The sequence below is a fragment of the Pseudoduganella namucuonensis genome (genome assembly GCF_900116645.1).
In the GTDB taxonomy this organism is placed as follows: Bacteria; Pseudomonadota; Gammaproteobacteria; order Burkholderiales; family Burkholderiaceae_D; genus Rugamonas; species Rugamonas namucuonensis.
In genome coordinates this window covers 83,094-100,117 of sequence record NZ_FPBO01000018.1, presented here as the reverse complement: position 1 = coordinate 100,117, position 17,024 = coordinate 83,094, and the positions used below count along the sequence as shown (strand labels likewise).

At 69.6% G+C, this 17,024-nt stretch carries 18 protein-coding genes; 7 read left to right on the top strand and 11 right to left on the bottom strand.

Annotation, left to right across the window (positions count from 1 at the left end):
- Nucleotides 1-126: 126 nt before the first annotated feature.
- Nucleotides 127-963: a universal stress protein gene (locus BM436_RS19230; RefSeq protein WP_093557140.1), complete on the top strand. Its 837-nt coding sequence runs from the start codon at nucleotides 127-129 to the stop codon at nucleotides 961-963.
- Nucleotides 964-1,012: 49 nt separating this feature from the next.
- On the opposite strand, the gene BM436_RS19225 is transcribed toward BM436_RS19230, so the two are convergent.
- On the bottom strand, nucleotides 1,013-2,245 hold the full coding sequence (locus BM436_RS19225; protein ID WP_093557139.1) for a diguanylate cyclase domain-containing protein: 1,233 nt from the start codon (nucleotides 2,243-2,245) through the stop codon (nucleotides 1,013-1,015).
- Between the two features lie 164 nt (nucleotides 2,246-2,409).
- Here BM436_RS19225 and BM436_RS19220 point away from each other — a divergent pair, with 164 nt between their 5' ends.
- Genes BM436_RS19220 through BM436_RS19210 form a run of 3 tightly spaced genes read left to right on the top strand, consistent with a single transcriptional unit; the run spans nucleotide 2,410 to nucleotide 5,080 of the window.
- Nucleotides 2,410-2,841, top strand: a complete 432-nt coding sequence (locus tag BM436_RS19220) for a bacteriohemerythrin (RefSeq protein ID WP_177307340.1) — start codon at nucleotides 2,410-2,412, stop codon at nucleotides 2,839-2,841.
- Between the two features lie 11 nt (nucleotides 2,842-2,852).
- Nucleotides 2,853-3,296 carry a universal stress protein gene (locus tag BM436_RS19215; protein ID WP_093557137.1) on the top strand — a complete coding sequence of 148 codons (444 nt, stop codon included), beginning with the start codon at nucleotides 2,853-2,855 and terminating at the stop codon, nucleotides 3,294-3,296.
- Nucleotides 3,293-5,080, top strand: coding sequence for a PHA/PHB synthase family protein (locus BM436_RS19210; protein ID WP_093557136.1), 1,788 nt, complete (start codon nucleotides 3,293-3,295; stop codon nucleotides 5,078-5,080). Before BM436_RS19215 ends, BM436_RS19210 begins: the two co-directional genes overlap by 4 nt.
- Nucleotides 5,081-5,218: 138 nt before the next feature.
- On the opposite strand, the gene BM436_RS36280 is transcribed toward BM436_RS19210, so the two are convergent.
- A complete protein-coding gene (locus BM436_RS36280) occupies nucleotides 5,219-5,491 on the bottom strand; it encodes a hypothetical protein (RefSeq protein WP_143133225.1) in 273 nt (90 codons plus the stop codon).
- Between the two features lie 214 nt (nucleotides 5,492-5,705).
- Between BM436_RS36280 and BM436_RS19205 the strand changes: the two genes are divergently transcribed.
- Nucleotides 5,706-6,194 carry a chemotaxis protein CheW gene (locus BM436_RS19205; RefSeq protein ID WP_093557193.1) on the top strand — a complete coding sequence of 163 codons (489 nt, stop codon included), beginning with the start codon at nucleotides 5,706-5,708 and terminating at the stop codon, nucleotides 6,192-6,194.
- 52 nt (nucleotides 6,195-6,246) lie between these two features.
- A complete protein-coding gene (locus BM436_RS19200; protein WP_093557192.1) occupies nucleotides 6,247-7,863 on the top strand; it encodes a methyl-accepting chemotaxis protein in 1,617 nt (538 codons plus the stop codon).
- Here the strand turns inward: BM436_RS19200 and BM436_RS19195 are convergent.
- From BM436_RS19195 to BM436_RS19155, 9 genes are all read right to left on the bottom strand, one after another.
- Nucleotides 7,860-9,041, bottom strand: a complete 1,182-nt coding sequence (locus BM436_RS19195) for a hypothetical protein (protein ID WP_093557135.1) — start codon at nucleotides 9,039-9,041, stop codon at nucleotides 7,860-7,862. The genes BM436_RS19200 and BM436_RS19195 overlap by 4 nt on opposite strands.
- Nucleotides 9,042-9,106: 65 nt before the next feature.
- Nucleotides 9,107-9,523, bottom strand: coding sequence for a hypothetical protein (locus BM436_RS19190; protein WP_177307335.1), 417 nt, complete (start codon nucleotides 9,521-9,523; stop codon nucleotides 9,107-9,109).
- A gap of 35 nt (nucleotides 9,524-9,558) precedes the next feature.
- Nucleotides 9,559-9,825, bottom strand: a complete 267-nt coding sequence (locus tag BM436_RS37935; RefSeq protein ID WP_093557134.1) for a heavy metal-binding domain-containing protein — start codon at nucleotides 9,823-9,825, stop codon at nucleotides 9,559-9,561.
- Between the two features lie 136 nt (nucleotides 9,826-9,961).
- Nucleotides 9,962-11,485: a thymidine phosphorylase family protein gene (locus BM436_RS19180; RefSeq protein WP_093557191.1), complete on the bottom strand. Its 1,524-nt coding sequence runs from the start codon at nucleotides 11,483-11,485 to the stop codon at nucleotides 9,962-9,964.
- 62 nt (nucleotides 11,486-11,547) lie between these two features.
- Nucleotides 11,548-12,375 carry a fumarate/nitrate reduction transcriptional regulator Fnr gene (fnr, locus tag BM436_RS19175; protein ID WP_093557133.1) on the bottom strand — a complete coding sequence of 276 codons (828 nt, stop codon included), beginning with the start codon at nucleotides 12,373-12,375 and terminating at the stop codon, nucleotides 11,548-11,550.
- A gap of 135 nt (nucleotides 12,376-12,510) precedes the next feature.
- Nucleotides 12,511-13,149, bottom strand: a complete 639-nt coding sequence (locus BM436_RS19170) for a response regulator transcription factor (protein WP_093557132.1) — start codon at nucleotides 13,147-13,149, stop codon at nucleotides 12,511-12,513.
- Nucleotides 13,150-13,151: 2 nt separating this feature from the next.
- Nucleotides 13,152-14,642: a response regulator gene (locus BM436_RS19165; RefSeq protein ID WP_093557131.1), complete on the bottom strand. Its 1,491-nt coding sequence runs from the start codon at nucleotides 14,640-14,642 to the stop codon at nucleotides 13,152-13,154.
- A gap of 2 nt (nucleotides 14,643-14,644) precedes the next feature.
- Complete coding sequence (locus BM436_RS19160) at nucleotides 14,645-15,058, bottom strand: response regulator (protein WP_093557130.1); 414 nt, start codon at nucleotides 15,056-15,058, stop codon at nucleotides 14,645-14,647.
- A complete protein-coding gene (locus BM436_RS19155; protein ID WP_093557129.1) occupies nucleotides 15,055-16,569 on the bottom strand; it encodes a sensor histidine kinase in 1,515 nt (504 codons plus the stop codon). Before BM436_RS19155 ends, BM436_RS19160 begins: the two co-directional genes overlap by 4 nt.
- 204 nt (nucleotides 16,570-16,773) lie before the next feature.
- Between BM436_RS19155 and BM436_RS19150 the strand changes: the two genes are divergently transcribed.
- Nucleotides 16,774-17,013: a hypothetical protein gene (locus tag BM436_RS19150; protein WP_143133224.1), complete on the top strand. Its 240-nt coding sequence runs from the start codon at nucleotides 16,774-16,776 to the stop codon at nucleotides 17,011-17,013.
- Nucleotides 17,014-17,024 lie beyond the last annotated feature (11 nt).

The following is a 17,024-nucleotide window of genomic DNA, read 5'->3' as shown; positions in this document are numbered from 1 at the left end:
GCAAGAAAAAAATTGACCCAGATCAAAAATCCCAAACAAATCCGCGTTCACCCCGCCTTGCCGCTGGACGCCGGCCCTGCCCGTCCCTACGCTGGGCCGACCTGTCACCACAAACGGAGCACCGCCATGTCCTATCGCACCATCCTCGTCCACGCCGACACCTCGCGCCACGCCAAGGACCGCATCGCGTTCGCCGCGACGCTGGCCCGCACCTACGACGCCCATCTGGTCGGCGCCGCGCTCACCGGGGTCTCGCGCTTTCTGCCGCCGGTCGCCATCGAACAGGGCGGCCAATTGGTGGCCGAACAGATCGCCCTCATGCGCCAGGCCGCCGATGACGCGCTGGCCCTGTTCGAACAGCAGGCCGCCGGCCTCGGGGTCGACTCGCGCGAGGGGCGGCTGGTCAACGACGACCTGGACGGCGGCATGGCGCTGCAGGCGCGCTACGCGGACCTGACCATCGTCAGCCAGACCGATCCCGACGACCCCGCCCTCGGGGCCTGGCGCGACCTGCCCGAGTACGTGCTGCTGAACGCCGCGCGCCCGCTGCTGGTGCTGCCCTACGCCGGACGGCACGAGCACGTCGGCAGCCATGTGCTGGTGGCGTGGGACGGCAGCATGGAGGCCACGCGCGCGTTGGCCTGCGCCCTGCCGCTGCTGCGCGACGCCGCGCTGGTGTCGGTGGTGGTGTTCAATCCCGGCGAGGGCGACGGCGTGCACGGTGAGCAGCCCGGCGCCGACATCGCCATGTACCTGAGCCGCCACGGCGTGCGCGTCGAGGTGTGCGCCCAGCTCACCGGCATCGACGTCGGCAACGCTTTGCTGTCGCTGGCCGCCGACACCGGCGCCGACCTGCTGGTGATGGGCGGCTACGGCCACGCGCGTTACCGCGAACTGCTGCTGGGCGGGGTCACGCGCACCATCCTGCGTTCGATGACGCTGCCGGTGCTGATGGCGCACTAGGCTTGACGGCGCGCCAGGCGTGGCGGCGAGCCGGGCGTGCCCGGCGCCCTCAGCCGCCGCCGGCGCGGCGGAACCGGTCGCGCCCCTCGCGCTTGGCCGCGTACATCGCGCCGTCGCTCAGGCGCTGCAAGTCCCGCGGGCTCTCGGCGTCGACCGGATACAGCGCGATGCCGATGCTGGCCGAGACCGCCGCGCTCCCCCCTCCGGGCAGCGCGACAGGTTCGCGCGCCGCCAGCACCACCCGCTCCGCGATCTCCTCGGCCCTGGCCGGCTCGTCCAGGTCGGCCAGCAGCAGCACGAACTCGTCGCCGCCCACGCGCGCCACCGTGTCGTTCGCGCGCAGCAGGCGCTGCAGCCGGGCCGCCACCGCCACCAGCACCTCGTCGCCCGCCTCGTGCCCGCCGTTGTCGTTGACGGCCTTGAAGCCGTCCAGGTCGATCGCGCACACGGCCAGCAGCGTGCCGTCGCGCCGCGCCCGCGCCAGGGCCTGGCGCAGGCGGTCTGCCAGCAGGCGCCGGTTGGGCAGCCCCGTCAGCGGGTCGGTGTAGGCCACGCGCTCGATTTCCTCCTGCTCCAGCCGCTGGCTGGTGATGTCGGAAAACAGCGCGATGTAGTGGCTCACCGCGCCGCCGGCGTCCACCACCCGGCTGATGGTCAGATAGGCGGCGAACAGCGAGCCGTCGCGCCGCCGGTCCCAGATCTGGCCCTGCCAATGGCCGTGCGCGGCGATGGCCCGCCACATGCGCTCGTAGTACGCGCGGTCGTGCTTGCCCGATTGCAGGATGCGGGTCGATTCGCCGATCAATTCCTCGCGGCGGTAGCCGCTCATCGCCTGGAACGCCCGGTTGGCCTCGACGATGCGCATCTGGGCGTCGGCCAGCACGATGCCCTCGGCGGTGGCGCTGAACACGCTGGACACCAGTTCCAGCCGCGCCCCGGCGGCCTCGCGCGCGGCCTGCATCTCGTTGAAGCGGCGCGCCAGCCGGACGATCTCCAGCGGACCCGTCAGCGGCGCCCGCGCGGATCCGTCGCCCTCGGCGGCGCGCCGCGCGGCCTCCTCCAGCGCCGCCAGCGGCCGCGACACCGCGCGCGCGAAGCGCCAGGCCATGGCGGCGCCCGCGGCCAGCGCGGCCAGCACGGCGGCGACGGCCCAGGCGGAACCGCCGGATTGGCGCAGCGTCAGCAGGAATGCGCCCCCGACCAGCGCGCCGGGCAACAGCGTCAGGGCGAACAGCCACCCCACCCCGCCGCGCGGGCCTTTGTTCGCCGCGGTGACCGCCATGTCCCCTCCCCTGTGGTTCGCTATCACATTATTGGCCGACAGGCATGTTGCAAGTCAAGAACATGCGCGCGCGACCTTGGACGAATTTGATCTGGATCATGGCCGCATGGCGCCGCCATGCGCAGACTGGTCCCATCGGCGCGAATGTCCGGGAAAGGAAAAAGATGCACACATTACTCTGGTCGTCGGCCATGGAGTTGGGCCACGCGGGCATGGATGAATCGCACCGCCTGCTGTTTGAATCGCTCGGCCGCCTGGCGCGCCTGGCCGATCGGGAATTCACGCCGGCCTGGGGCGCCCTGGTCCAGCGCCTGGAGGCCGATTTCCGCGAGGAAGAGGCGCTGATGGAACGGCTGGCCCACCCCGGCCTGCGCGCCCACCGCGAACAGCACGCTTCGATGTTGGCCCCGCTGCATCGCGCGACCGGCGCCCTGCTGCGGGGGGATCCAGCCCCGGCGCGCCAGGCGCTGGCGCAACTGCCGCATTGGTTCGTGCTGCACATCGTCTCGATGGACCTGGCGCTGGCCGAGGCGGCGGCGAACCCGCTTCCGCCGGCGCTCCGGACCGCCTCCGGCCCGCTTCACACATACAACTAAGGAGACCCACCATGTTCAAACACATCCTGCTGCCGGTCGATGGTTCCGAGGCCGGCCGCGCCGCGCTCGAGGCCGGCCTGCGCCTGGCGCGCGACTGCGGCGCGCGCGTCACCGCGCTGCACGTGCTGCCCGACTTCCACGTCTTCACCTACCGCCCGGCGATGCTGGAGGAGACGCGCGAGGAATTCATGCAGGACAGCACCGAGCAAGGCGCGCTGGCGCTGGCCCATGCCAGCGAGGCCGCGCGCGAACTCAGGGTCGAATGCGACACCCTGGCGCTGCGTTCGGACCAGCCGCACAAGCGCATCGTCGAGGCCGCCCGCGAGCGCGGCTGCGACCTGATCGCCATGGCCAGCCACGGCCATCTGGGCCTGACAGGCGTGCTGCTGGGCAGTGTGACGCACAAGGTGCTGGTGCACAGCGGCGTGCCGGTGCTGGTGCTGCGGGGCGCATGAACGCGCCCGAACCCGCCGCCGCGCCGGTCGAACGCGCGGCCAGCGCCTGGCAGGACCACGGGAAGGACGCCACGCGCCAGCGCGAGTGGGCGCACTGGGACCTGTTGCTGAACGCCTGGCTGGGCAAGGCCACCGGCCACCTGTCGCCGGTGGGCGTGGGCCTGGCGTACGCCGACTGGCTGGCGCACCTGGCGCTGTCGCCCTCCAAGCGCGCCGAGCTGGCCGGCAAGGCGGTGCGCAAGCTGATGCGCTGGCAGCGCTACGCCCTGCATCCGGCCTTGGCCGGCGAGGCGGGCGAGTCCGGCGAGGCCGAGTCCGGCGTCGAACCGCTGCCGCAGGACCAGCGCTTTTCCGATCCCGCCTGGCGGCGCGCGCCCTACGACCTGCTGGCGCAGGCCTTCCTGCTGCAGCAGCAGTGGTGGCACATCGCCACCACCGGCGTGCGCGGCGTCTCGCGGCACCACGAGGACATCGTCAATTTCACCGTGCGCCAGTTCCTGGACATGCTGGCCCCGTCCAACTTCGTGCTCACCAACCCCGTGGTGCTGGACGAGACCATGCGCCGCGGCGGCGCCAACCTGGTGAACGGCGCGGCCGCCGCGCTGGCGGACTGGCGGCGCCAGCAGAGCGGCGGCAGCGAGCGCTTCCGTCCCGGCGCGGAGGTGGCGGCCACGCCGGGACGCGTGGTGTTCCGCAACCGTCTGATCGAACTGCTGCAATACGCGCCCGCCGGCGAGCGCGCCCACGCGCGGCCCCTGCTGATCGTGCCGGCCTGGATCATGAAGTACTACATCCTCGACCTGTCGCCGCACAATTCGCTGGTGCGCTACCTGGTCGAGCGTGGCCACACGGTGTTCATGATCTCGTGGAAGAACCCGGACGCCGGCGACCGCGACCTGTCGCTGGAGGACTACCGGTGCGACGGCGTGATGGCCGCGCTGGCCGAGGTCGCTCGCATCACGGGAGCGGCCCGCGTCAACGCCGCCGGCTATTGCCTGGGCGGCACCTTGCTGGCGATCGCGGCGGCCGCCATGGCGCGCGACGGCGACGAGCGGCTGGCCAGCATGACGCTGCTGGCGGCGCAGACCGATTTCACCGAGCCGGGCGAACTGTCGCTGTTCATCGACGAGAGCCAGGTCAGCTTCCTGGAGGCGAGCATGTGGGAACAGGGCTACCTGGACACGCGCCAAATGGCCGGCGCCTTCCAGATGCTGCGCTCGAACGACCTGATCTGGTCGCGCCGGCTGCGCCACTACCTGCTCGACGAGCCCCAGGCCGAGACCGACCTGATGGCCTGGAACGCCGACGCCACCCGCATGCCCTGCCGCATGCACAGCGAATACCTGCGCCGCCTGTTCCTGGACAACGAGCTGGCGCGCGGGCGCTACCTGTGCGACGGGCGCCCGGTGTCGCTGGGCGAACTGGAGCTGCCCGTGCTGGCGGTGGCCACCACCACCGACCACGTGGCGCCGTGGCGCTCGGTCTACAAGCTGCTGCAGCAGACCAGCACCGACGCCACCTTCCTGCTGACCACGGGCGGCCACAACGCCGGCGTGGTGTCGCCGCCCGGCCGCGCCGGCCGCGAGTTCCGCATCGCGCGGCGCGTTCCCGGCGCGCCCTACGCCGACGCCGACGCCTGGCTGGCGCAGGCGCGACGCGGCGAGGGCTCGTGGTGGCCGGTGTGGGAGTCGTGGCTGGCGGCGCAGGCCGGGCCGATGGCGCCGCCGCCGCCGATGGGCCCGGACCTGGGCGCCGCGCCGGGCACCTATGTGCTGCAGCGCTAGCGGGCGCCGCCCGGCCGCCGGCCGCTCCTCGTCAGAGGTGGCGGCGGTGATGGAGGGCGTGTTGCGCCACTGCAAGAACCGCGGCAAAGCTAAATGTCTTCAAATTGTGGCTTCGCCCTTTACCGGGTCAGGATTTCCTTATGGGAATTCAGGGATTCGCTGATATTTTTCTTGGAAATATTGCATTAGAGTTCCGGTTTGAGAATCCGGCGTGTGCATTGCTTCATTCAAAAAAAATAAAGGTTGATGCGTGGAAAATATATTGCGCAAGCCCGCCCGTTGCGCGCCCCGTTGCACTGGCCGCATGGGCTTGATCGATCCGAACCGGCGAGCCCGCGTATCGCGATCGTTTGATTGTTGGCAAATTTGGTCACGAATATCCTTCTCCGCTCGCGCGTAGATCTCGCCCATCGGGGCATCGGATTCGAACTCGGACGGTACCCCGTACCTTCGACCGGCTTGTGGCTTTCAATGATTTACCTCTTCGGCGATTGTGCCGGCACGCTTCCTCCTTTCCGTAGGCGACCGGCGACAGGTCAATGACGCCTATCCGCAATCGATTTTCAAAGCACGTTCCCATTTTTCAAAGGAGTTTTGAGTGAGTACGGTACAAAACGTTGCACCCATAGCCAGTTCTGCGGATGAATCGCGGGTGCCTTCCAAGGCCCTCGAATTTCTCGCCTTTACCCTGGGCGAGGAAGAATACGGCATCGACATCCAGAAGGTTCAGGAGTTGCGCGGCTACGAAGCCGTGACCCGGATCGCCAACGCGCCCGAATTCATCAAGGGCGTCGTCAATCTGCGCGGCATCATCGTGCCGATCATCGACATGCGCATCAAATTCAATCTGGGCACCCCGAGCTATGACCAGTTCACGGTCGTCATCATCCTCAACATCGGCGGCCGCGTGATGGGCATGGTGGTCGATAGTGTGTCGGATGTCATCACCCTAACGGACGAGCAAATCAGACCGGCACCCGACATGGGATCCGAGTTCGATGTCGATTACATGACCGGCCTCGGCGTGGTGGAAGAGCGTATGTTGATCCTGACCGATATCGACAGGCTGATGTCATCCACCGAGATAGGTTTGATCGACAGACTGGCTGCGTAGGAGTGACGTGCCCAGCCGCACAAGAAGAATTTCTTCAAGGGAGGGGATGACAATGAAAAATTTAAAGATAGGCGTGCGTCTGGGATTGGGCTTTGGCGCGATCGTTGCGTTTATGCTCGGCCTCTCTATCATGAGCGTGTCGCGGCTCGGCGCAATGAATGATGGAATGAATCTCATCATGAAAGACCGCTATCCGAAGGTCTTGTTGGCCAATGACACGATTACACTCACGATTGACAATGGACGGATGTTGCGCAGCATGTTGCTTTCCGCCAGCGACGAGGAAGCCGAGAAATTCAAGAGGATCGTCGAGAGCACGAATCGTCCCAAGATTGTCGAAGATCTCGCGAAAATGGAAAAACTGATTAGTACCGAGAAAGGCAAGCAGCTTTTCAAAGAGATCATGGATAAGCGCGCATTGCTCGATCCAAAGTACGACAAGCTGTACGCGTTAGCGAAATCCGACAAAGATGCGGCAGCCGAATTCTTGCGCAACGATTTCGCGGCGACCAACAATGCCTACTGGGCTGCGCTGGATGCGATGGCGAAGTTTCAGTCTGAGCAGATGGACGAGGGAGGGGCGAACGCGGATGAAGTCTATCTGGCGACACGCACCTTGATCGTTGCGGTCACGTCCATCACGCTTGTGCTCGCCGGCCTGGTCGCGTTGGTGATTACGCGCAGTGTCACACGTCCAATGAGCGAGGCGGTCAAAGTCGCACAAACCGTAGCGCGCGGCGACCTGACCAGTCGCATCGAGGTGAGCCGCAAGGATGAAGCCGGTCAACTGCTGCAAGCGCTGAAGGAAATGAACGACAGCCTGGTCAATATCGTCGGTCAGGTGCGCACCGGCACCGACACCATCGCCACCGCGTCCAAGCAGATTGCTAGTGGCAACCTTGACTTGTCGTCCCGCACCGAGCAGCAAGCCAGTTCGCTGGAAGAAACCGCGTCCTCGATGGAAGAAATGACCTCGACCGTCAAGCAGAATGCCGACAATGCGCGCCAAGCCAACCAGCTGGCGATATCGGCTTCTGAGGTTGCCGTCAAGGGTGGCGCAGTCGTGTCGCAAGTCGTCGATACCATGGAGTCGATTAACGCATCGTCCAAGAAAATCGTCGACATCATCGGCGTGATCGACGGCATCGCATTCCAGACCAATATCCTGGCGCTCAATGCGGCGGTCGAAGCGGCGCGCGCCGGGGAGCAAGGCCGAGGTTTCGCCGTCGTCGCCAGCGAGGTTCGCAACCTGGCGCAACGCTCAGCCGCCGCCGCCAAGGAAATCAAGACCTTGATTGGGGATTCCGTGGAAAAAGTCGATATCGGCGCCAAGCTGGTCGATCAGGCCGGATCGACCATGCAGGCCATCGTCGAGAGCATCAAGAGCGTGACCGATATCATGGGCGAGATCACCGCGGCCAGCCAGGAGCAGACCTCGGGTATCGAGCAGATCAATCACGCCATTGCACAGATGGATGAAGTCACCCAGCAAAATGCAGCCCTGGTGGAAGAAGCCGCCGCCGCCGCTGGCTCGCTACAGGATCAGGCAGGCAGCCTGGCTCAAGTTGTGAGCGTGTTTAAGCTCAACCTTACACATGCGACTACCGTTGCGCCGTCGCATGCGGCAAGGCGCTTTGTTCCGGTCTCGATAGGCTCCGTGCCTCTCTAGCGGCCACCACGCGCAATGCCGGGCGTTCGACGAAGAAAGTTAAGCCTTTGAAACAGGTGGCGAATTCGCCCGGCCGCCGCCCGCGGCCGGCCAGGACGACGCCCAGGCCGCCCAGCAGCATCAGCCAGGCCCGCGGCTCGGGTATGGAGCGGGCTGAGCAACAAGGCCTGGCAGCCCGCCGCGTCGCATCCCCAGGCTGCGATCTGGTGCCGGTCGTTGATGCCGCGGGCGCCGGCGATGGTCCAGCCGCCCGGCGCCGCCACCACCGCGTTCAAGTCCAGCAGCCGGCCTTCCGTATACAGGAAGCCGGTGCTGCTCCCGGGCAAACCGCTCTCGGTGCCGACCACCTCGCCCCAGATGTTGATGTCGTGGGCGACGCTGTTGTTGGCTGCGCCGCCCAGCAGTCCCAGATCGACCACCTCGCCGCCGGAGAACAGGACCGCGCGAGAATAGTAGGCGTCGCCCAGCCGCACCAGCGCGTGGCCGGCGGCGTCGCCCCGCTCGTTGACGGCGTTCGCGCCGCTCACCTCGCTGCCCGGCAGCGTTCCCAGCGCCGTGACGGCGCCGTTCTCGTAGCGCACCGCGCTGGCGCCCCGTCCCTCGGGGTAGTCCGACATCCCGACGGCGACGCCGGCGTCGTTGATGTCGTTGGCCGAACTGCGCCGGCCGCCCAGCGTGGGCAGCGCCCGCGTCACGCCGTCGGCGTGGACGAAGCCGAAGGCGAACAGGTTCGGATAGTCGAACGGGCTGGTGTCGATCATGCCCGCCACCATGCCGCTGTTGTTGATGGCGTGGCCGTGGCCGGTGTTCCAGCCCAACGCGCCCAGCGTCGTCGTCACGCCGTCCCGATAAATGTAGGGTTCCGCGTGGGCGAAGCCCGAATACACGGTGCCGGTCAGCGCGCGGGCGTCGTTGACGCCGCCCACCTCGGCGTAGTCGCCGCCCAGCCGGCCCAGGCCGGTCAACACGCCGCCGCTGAAGACAAAGGCGGTGCCGGCGATGTCGCCGGCGCGGTTGATGGCCAGGTCCGCGTGGGGCGCGCCGGGCGCCCCGGTCGGCGTGATGGCGTAGCGCGGCGCGGCGTGGACCTCCCGGGCTGCGGGCGCGAAAAGCAGCGGGAGCGCAAGAGCGAGCGCGAGCGCGAGGGGGCGGGCAAGCGGGCGTGCGGGCGTTTTCATGGCTGATCCTGTCGAGTGGCTGCGGCGGCGGCGGAGGTCAGGGAGGAATCGGCTCGTCGGCCGGTTCAATGCTTGTGTTCCGGCCCATCCTTCTGCTGGCCGTCCCTTTTTTCGGCGTCGTGCGGCTTCTTGCCGTCCGCGTGTCCTTTCATCATCATGTGATGCTCGGCCATCATCTGATCCATCATTTGCCGCATCAGTTGCTGGTGTTCCCTCATCCATTCCTCGCGCTCCTGCACGGTGGTCCCGGGGCGCGGCTCCATCGCGCGCATCCCGTCCATGACCTCCTTCATCATCCGCATATGCTCGCCCATCAATTTGGCGCGCTCGGCGCCCTTGGCCGCCTCCGCCTCGCGCAGTTTGTCCTTGGCGGCCATGGCGCGTTGGATGGCTTGGCGCTGCGCCTCGTCCGGCGCCGCGATGGCGGCGCCGGCCAGGCCGAGCATGGCCGCGGCCGCGGCCGCGAGGAATGTGGTTTTCATTTCGATTCTCCTGGTGTGCGTTGCGAACGGTTAAATCATGGCCCGGCCATTGCCGGCGCGGCCGTCCCGGCGGCCGTCAGCGGCAAGGTGGCCCAAAAGCGCCGGCCGAGGTCGCGCAGTTCCGCGTCGTCGGCGGCGCCGGGCCCCGGCGTCAGCGGCTCCAGGGCCATGCCGCACCTGGGGCAGCTTCCCGGCCGGTCCCGTCGTATCCCGGGGTGCATCGGACAGGTGTAGACCGCCGCGGCGCCGGGCGCCGGTGTCGGCGGCGGACTGGCCGGCGCCTGGTGTTCGTGACGGTCCATGGTTCTGCTCTTCGCGGTGGGCGCGGATGGCCGCGCGTGTGCCCAATGGCGTGCCGGCGCCGCGGCGGTTGCGCGCCACGCGCCGACACTTCGACCCGGAATCAACGAAAACGTTCGGCCGGGCCGCGGCTCCCCCTCATGCGGAGGCCGCGATCGTCACCAGGTTGTCCTGGGACTCGGCGTAGGCCAGCGCGTAGGCCAGTTCGCCGGGCGACTCGGCGTGCAGGGTCAGCAGCGGCTGGCCGACCGCGACCGGCGTGCCCAGCGGCGCGTGGAATTCCAGCCCGGCGGCCGGCGCCCCGGGCGCGCCGGCCAGCCTGGCCACGCGCGCCAGGACCCGGTTGTCCACCGCCACCACCGTGCCGGCGTGGGCCGCGCACACGGCGCGCGTGTAGCGCGCCCGCGGCGGCTCGCGCATGCCGCCCTGGGCCGCGCAGATGGCCTGGAACTTGGTCCAGGCGGCGCCGCCGGCCAGGGTCGCGGCGGCCAGCGCCAGGCCGGCGCCGGGCGCCGCCCTGCCGGCCAGCTCCAGCACGCCGCCGGCCAGCAGCAGCGCGCGCCGGCGCAGGTCGTCCGGCGCGCCGGGCTCGCCGCGCAGCACGGCCAGCACGTCGCGCGCCTCCAGCGCGGGGCCGATGCCGCGCCCCACCGGTTGCGCGCCGTCGGTCAGTTGCACCGCCAGCTTCAGCCCGAAGTGGCGCGCCACCGCCGACAGCCGCCGCGCCAGCGCGCCGGCCTCCTCCGGCGAACGCACCTTGGCCGTGCGCCCGACCGGCATGTCGATCAGCACGTGGGTGGCGCCGGCGGCCACCTTCTTGGACAGGATGGAGGCCACCATCAGGCCGTCGCTGTCCAGTCCCAGCGGGCGCTCCACGCGGATCAGCATGTCGTCCACCGGACTGAGCGCCATGGTCCCGCCCCAGGCCACGCAGCCCCCCTCGCGTTCGAGCACGCGGCGCAGGGCGGGCAGGTCCAGCGCCACCGGCGCCAGCGTCTCCATGGTGTCGGCGGTGCCGGCCGGCGAGGTGATGGCGCGCGACGAGGTCTTGGGGATCAGCACGCCGCAGGCGGCCACGATGGGCACCACCAGCAGCGTGGTCCGGTTGCCGGGCAGGCCGCCCACGCAGTGTTTGTCGGCCACCACCGGCGCGTCCCAGCGCAGGCGCTGTCCGGCGTCCACCATGGCGCTCGACAGCGCGGCGGTCTCGGCCGCGTCGAGGCGCTGGCCGGAGCACGCCGCCACCAGCGCGGCCAGCTCGATGTCGGCGTAGCGCCCGGCGGCGACGTCGCCGACGATGCGCGCGGCCGCGTCGGCGCCGAAGGGACGCCCGTGGATCTTGCCGCGCACCGCGGAAAAGGATGGCGGCGGCGCGGCGTGGCGCAGCCGCAGCGCGGCCCCGTCCGCAGCGCCCAGGGCGCGCCAGGCGGCCTCGGACAGGCCGATCTCGTCCGGTTCCAGCAGGGCCAGGCCGGCGCCGTGCAGCAGCACGTTCAAGGTGGCGGTGACGCAACGCCCGCCGTGCCACAACTCGAGCCGCGAGCGCGACCCGAAGCCCTCCGACTTGCACACGGCGCTGTCGCCGCGGAGGTAGGCCACCGGCTGCTGGCAGGCCTCGATGCCAAGCCGGCGCAGCCGCGCCGTGGGTCCCGCGGCGGGCATGGCCGGCTCCGCTTCGCGCGCGCTCACGACAGCTCCGCCTGGTCGCCGCGGGCGGGGGCCATTCAGGCCGCGCGCGGCGCGGCGTAGTCCGGCTGGTTGCCGGCCTCGCCGCCGCCGACGCCGCCGTCCTCCGCCTCGCCCGCCACGCCCAGCGACAACCGCTCCAGCCCGGCGAGGTCGAGCAGGCTGACCTCGCGCTTGTCCAGGCTGATCCAGCCCTGCTTGCGGAAGCGCGCCAGCAGGCGGCTGACGCTCTCGATGGTCAGGCCCAGGTAGCCGCCGATGTCCTCGCGCGACATGCGCAACTGGAAGCTGGCCGGCGAGTAGCCGCGCGCCGCGTAGCGCGCGCCCATGCTGAGCAGGAACAGCGCCAGGCGCTGCTCGGCCCGCATATTGCCCAGGAACAGCATCACCGACTGCTCGCGCTGGATCTCGCGCGCCATGGTGCGGTGGAAATGCTGCATCAGCGGCGGCACCTGCAGCACCAGTTCCTGCAGGCGCGCGAACGGGATCTCGCACACCTCGCTGTCCTCCAGCGCCACGGCGGCGCAGCTGTGCTGGCCGCTGCCGATGGCCTCCATGCCCAGCAGGTCGCCGGCCATGTGGAAGCCGGTGATCTGCTGCTCGCCGCGGCGGTTGACCTGGGCCGTCTTGAAATGGCCCAGCCGCACCGCGTACAGGCTGTGGAAGGACTGGCCCATGGCGTACAGGCTCTCGTCGCGCAGCACGCGGCGGCGGCGCACGATGATCTGGTCCAGGCGACCCATGTCGTGCTCGTCCAGGCCCTGGGGCAGGCACAGTTTGTTGAAGCTGCACAGGCCGCAGCGCACCTCGGCCCGGGCGCCCGGGCGTTGTGGATTGACGACGGCGATCGGTATGGTTGGATGCATGGTCCAGCTCCTGTTGGGCGCGGCGCGGAGAGCGCGCCGCCAATGGAGCCAGTATCGCCGCCGGCGCGCTTTCCGCCTATCGGGCATCGCCAACACTTTGTGTAGGGGATCCCCCACACGCGAGCCCGGACCTGGTCAGATCAAGCCGTTTTGCAGCGCGTAGCGGGTCAGGTCGGCGTTGCTGGCCATGCCCATCTTCTCCAGGATGCGGGCGCGGTAGGTGGTCACCGTGTTCGGGCTCAGGTGCAGCAGCTCGCCGATGCGCACCAGCGATTCGCCGGCCGCGATCAGCTTGAACACCTCCAGCTCGCGGTTCGACAGCGACTCGTGGTCGCCGCCGCCGGCGCCGCCGATCGCCTCCGCCAGCTTTTCCAGCAGCGCCGGGCTGACGTGCTTGCCGCCGGCGGCGGCCTTGCGCACCGCCGCCACCAGGGTGGCCGTGGGCGCGTCCTTGGTCAGGTAGCCGGCCGCGCCCAGGCGCAGCGCCCGCACCGCGTAGATCTCCTCGGAATAGGTGCTCAGCATCAGCACCGCCATGCGCGGGCGTTCCGCGCGCAGCGTCTTCAGCAGGTCCAGGCCGCTCTTGCCCGGCATCGTGATGTCGAGCAGCGCCACGTCGAAGCTCCGCTCGGCGATGCGCCGCATCGCCTCCTGCGCGTCGCCCGCCTCGCCGTCGACGCGGATGTCGGGGGCCGTGCCCAGCATCAGGCGCACGCCGTTGCGGGCGATCGCGTGGTCGTCCACCAGCAGCACGCGGATCGGTTCATTTGCCATCGTCAGTCGCCATTCCAGGTTGTATTCGCCAGCGGCAGCCGCAGGGCCAACACCGTGCCCCGTCCGGGCGCGCCGCTCATTTTCAATTCGCCGCCGAAACTGCGGCTGCGCTCGTGCATCCCGAGGATGCCCCAGGACTCCCTGCTCAGCAGGCCCTCGGAGTCGATGCCCTTGCCGTCGTCCGTGATGGTCAGCAGCAGCGCGCCCTCCTCCAGTTCCACCGCCACCGTCGCCGCGCTGGCCTCGGCGTGGCGCACCACGTTGGTCAGCGCCTCCTGCGCCACCCGGAACAGCATGGTGCTGCGCTCGGGATCGAGTTCCAGCGCCGCCGCCGCCGCGCCGACGCGGCAGTCGCAGCGCAGCCCCGAGCGCAGCGCCACCTGCTCGGCGTACCATTCCAGCGCGGCCCACACGCCCAGCTGGTCCAGCACGCTGGGCCGCAGGTCGGCGATCACCCGCCGCACCGTGTCGATCGCGGTCTGCGCCAGGCCGGCGGTCTCGGCCAGCAGCGGGTCCGGCGCCCCGCCCTGCTGCGCGCCGCGCTCGATGGCCACCGAGATATAGGCCTTGATGCCGGTCAGCAGGCCGCCCAGCTCGTCGTGCACCTCGCGCGCGATGCGCTTGCGCTCCTCCTCCTTGATGCGCTCCTGGTGCGCGGCCAGCTGGCGCAGCTCGTTCTGCGAGTGGCGCAGCGCCTGCTCGGCCAGCTTGCTGGCCGAGATGTCGATCAGGATGCCCTGCATGAACCATTCGCCGCCGCCGGCGTCCACCCGGTCGGCCTGGTCGCGCATCCACAGTTCGCTGCCGATGCGTGCCCGCAGCCGGTATTCCTGCCGCAGCGGCGTGCCCAGGGCGCGGCTGGCGCGGATCGCGGCCCAGGCGCGCTCGCGGTCGTCCGGGTGCAGGCGGTCGCGGTGCAGCCCGGGGTCGGCAAGCCATTCCTCGTCGGTGTAGCCGAGCGCCCGGATCTGCGGGCTGATGTAGCGCAGCGCGCCGGCCTCGCCGGGATCGGCGATGTAGGTGATGGCCTGGATCTGTTCGACCAGCGTGCGGAACTTGGCCTCGGCCTGCCGCTTCTCGTCGAGCAGGCGCTGCTCGCGCAGCATGCGGTCGATGCCGGCCGGCAGCAGTTCCAGGTAGTGGCCGTCGCCGTCCTTGACCAGGTAGTCGCGCGCGCCGCGCCGCATGGCCTCGGCCGCCACGGTGGCGCTGTCGGCGCCGGTCAGCATCATCACCGGCGGGCCGGCCTCGCCCCCGGCCAGGCCGGCCCTCAGGCGGTCCAGGAATTCCACCCCGGTCAGGTCGGGCAGGTGGTAGTCCAGCAGCACGCAGTCGGGGCGGCGCTCCAGCGCGAGCGCCAGGCCGGCCTCGCCGCTGTCGGCCTCCAGCAGCTCGAAGGGCCTGCCGGCGGCGGCGAACGCGCGCCGGCAGGCCATGCGGTCGACCAGGTCGTCCTCGACGATCAACACCCGCAGCGTCGCTGGGACTCCCATGGCTAGGGCATCTCGCTGATGGTCCAGTAGAGGTCGATCGAGCGCACCACCTCGACGAAGCGCCGGTAGTCGACCGGCTTGGCCATGTAGCCGGCCACGCCCGAGTCGAAGCTGTTGACCTTGTCCTGCTGCTCCTCGGAGGTGGTCAGCACCACCACCGGGATGCGCCGCAGCGCCGGGTCGGCCTTGGCCTCGCGCAGGAACTCGATGCCGTTCATCACCGGCATGTTCAGGTCCAGCAGGATGATGCAGGGACGCTCGTTGGCCGGGTCGCGCAGGTGGTCGAGCGCGGCCTCGCCGTGCTCCATCACCACCACCGGGTTGCCGACGCGGATCTCCTTGAGCGCGCGGCGGATGGTCATCACGTCCACGCTGTCGTCCTCGACCAGCAGGATGGGCTTGCTGGAATTGTTCATGCGGTGCTCGCTCCTTGTGCTTGATGGGATCGTCCCGCCGCCTTGGGCCAGGTGAACAGGAAGGTGGCGCCGGCGCCCGGCGCGGACTCGACCCAGACCCGGCCGCGGTACATTTCCACGATTTTCTTCACCAGCGCCAGGCCGACACCGGTGCTCTCGACGCGGTCGCGCGGCGCCAGCGTCTGGAACAACTGGAAGATGCGCTCGAAGTGCCGCGGCTCGATGCCGGGACCGTTGTCGGCCACGCTGAAGCGCCAGAAGGCGCCGTCGTCGGCGCAGCCGATATGGATCTCGCCGTCCGTCCGGCCGATGTATTTGACGGCGTTCGACAGCAGATTCTGGAACACCTGCTGCAGCCGGGTCGGCTCGCCCACCACGGTCGGCAGGCCGGGCTGGACCGTGACGCGCAGGCCTGCCGGCGGCGCCTGCAGGTCGACCACGTCGGCCAGCAGCCGGTTCAGGTCCACCGCGCCGGCCGCCTCGCGCACCCGCCCCACGCGCGAGTATTGCAGGATGCCGTCGATCAGCGCGCCCATGCGGTGCACGCGGTTGATCAGCAGGCGCATGTGCTCCTTGCCCTCGTCGTTGAACTTGTCGGCGTAGTCGGTGGCCAGCCAGTCCGCCAGCGAGCCGATGCCGCGCAGCGGCGCCTTCAGGTCGTGCGACACCACGTAGGCGAAGTTGGTCAGCTCCTCGTTGGCGCTGCTGACCTCCTGCAGCAGCTGGAGGGTCTTCTCCTCGGCCTGGCGGCGCTCGGTGATGTCGCGCACCAGGCCGGTGAACATGCGGCGCCCGTTCAGCGTCATCTCCGCCACCGCCAGGTCCATCGGGAACACGCTGCCGTCGCGCCGCAGGCCCCGCACCTCGCGGCCCTTGCCGATGATGCGCTTCTCGCCGGTGGCCAGATAGTGGGCCAGGTAGCCGTCGTGCAGCTTGCGGTGCGGCGACGGCATCAGCATGGAGATGTTGCGCCCGGCCACCTCGGCCTCGGTGTAGCCGAACATGCGCTCGGCCGCCGGGTTCAGGCGCTCCAGGATGCCGCGCTCGTCGATGGTGATGATGGCGTCCACCGCCGTCTCGAACACGGCGCGCATGCGCGCCTCGCTTTCCTGCAGGGCGCGCTCGGCGGCCTTGCGCGCGCTGATGTCGTGGATGGTGGCCATCACCATGGTCTGCGCGCCGTCGCTGCGCAGCGGCGACAGGCTGACCTCGACCGGGAACTCGCGGCCGTCGCGGTGCGCGCCGTGCAGCTCGGCGCCGGCGCCCATCGCCCGCGGACGGGGATGGCGCGCGTAGTCGGCGCGCAGCGCGCCGTGGCCGTGGCGGTAGCGTTGCGGGATCAGCACCTCGACCGGTTGCCCTTGCAGCGTCCCCGGATCGTAGCCGAACAGGCGCTCCAGCGCCGGGTTGGCCAGCAGGATGGCGCCGTCGCCGTCGATGATCAGCATGGCGTCGGTGGCGGAGGCCAGCAGCCAGTCCAGGCTCTGCTCGGCGATGGTGGGGTTTTTCACGGCTGCGGCCCGCTAGTGGTATTGCCTCGCATCATACGATCCGTACGCCCTTTGGTAAAGGCCGGGACGACATGGCGCAAGATTTCGCTTCGGAAATTGCTGGCGCGCTTGACCTGGATCAAATCGCGCGCGGGCGGCGCGGAACCGCCTGGTCTACATTGGAGGAACGGCGGCGCCGGGCCGCGGGCTTGGGATATCCGCAGCGTGTCCGCCGCGGGGCGGGCCACGATGCTGGCCGGCAGCGGGGAGCTGGAGCGGGTGACGGCCGCCTTCGTGCGCAAATTCCCCCAGCTCAAGGCGATGGTGCCGGGCGCCAGCCCGATGCCGTGGGGCGGCATCGTCTTCCTGCGCATCGCGCCGCGCGTCATCTCGCTGCTGGACTACCGGCTGGGCTTCGGCCACACCGAGCTGTACGACGTGGCTGAGGGGCAACTGGCGCCATGAGCGGGCGCCGC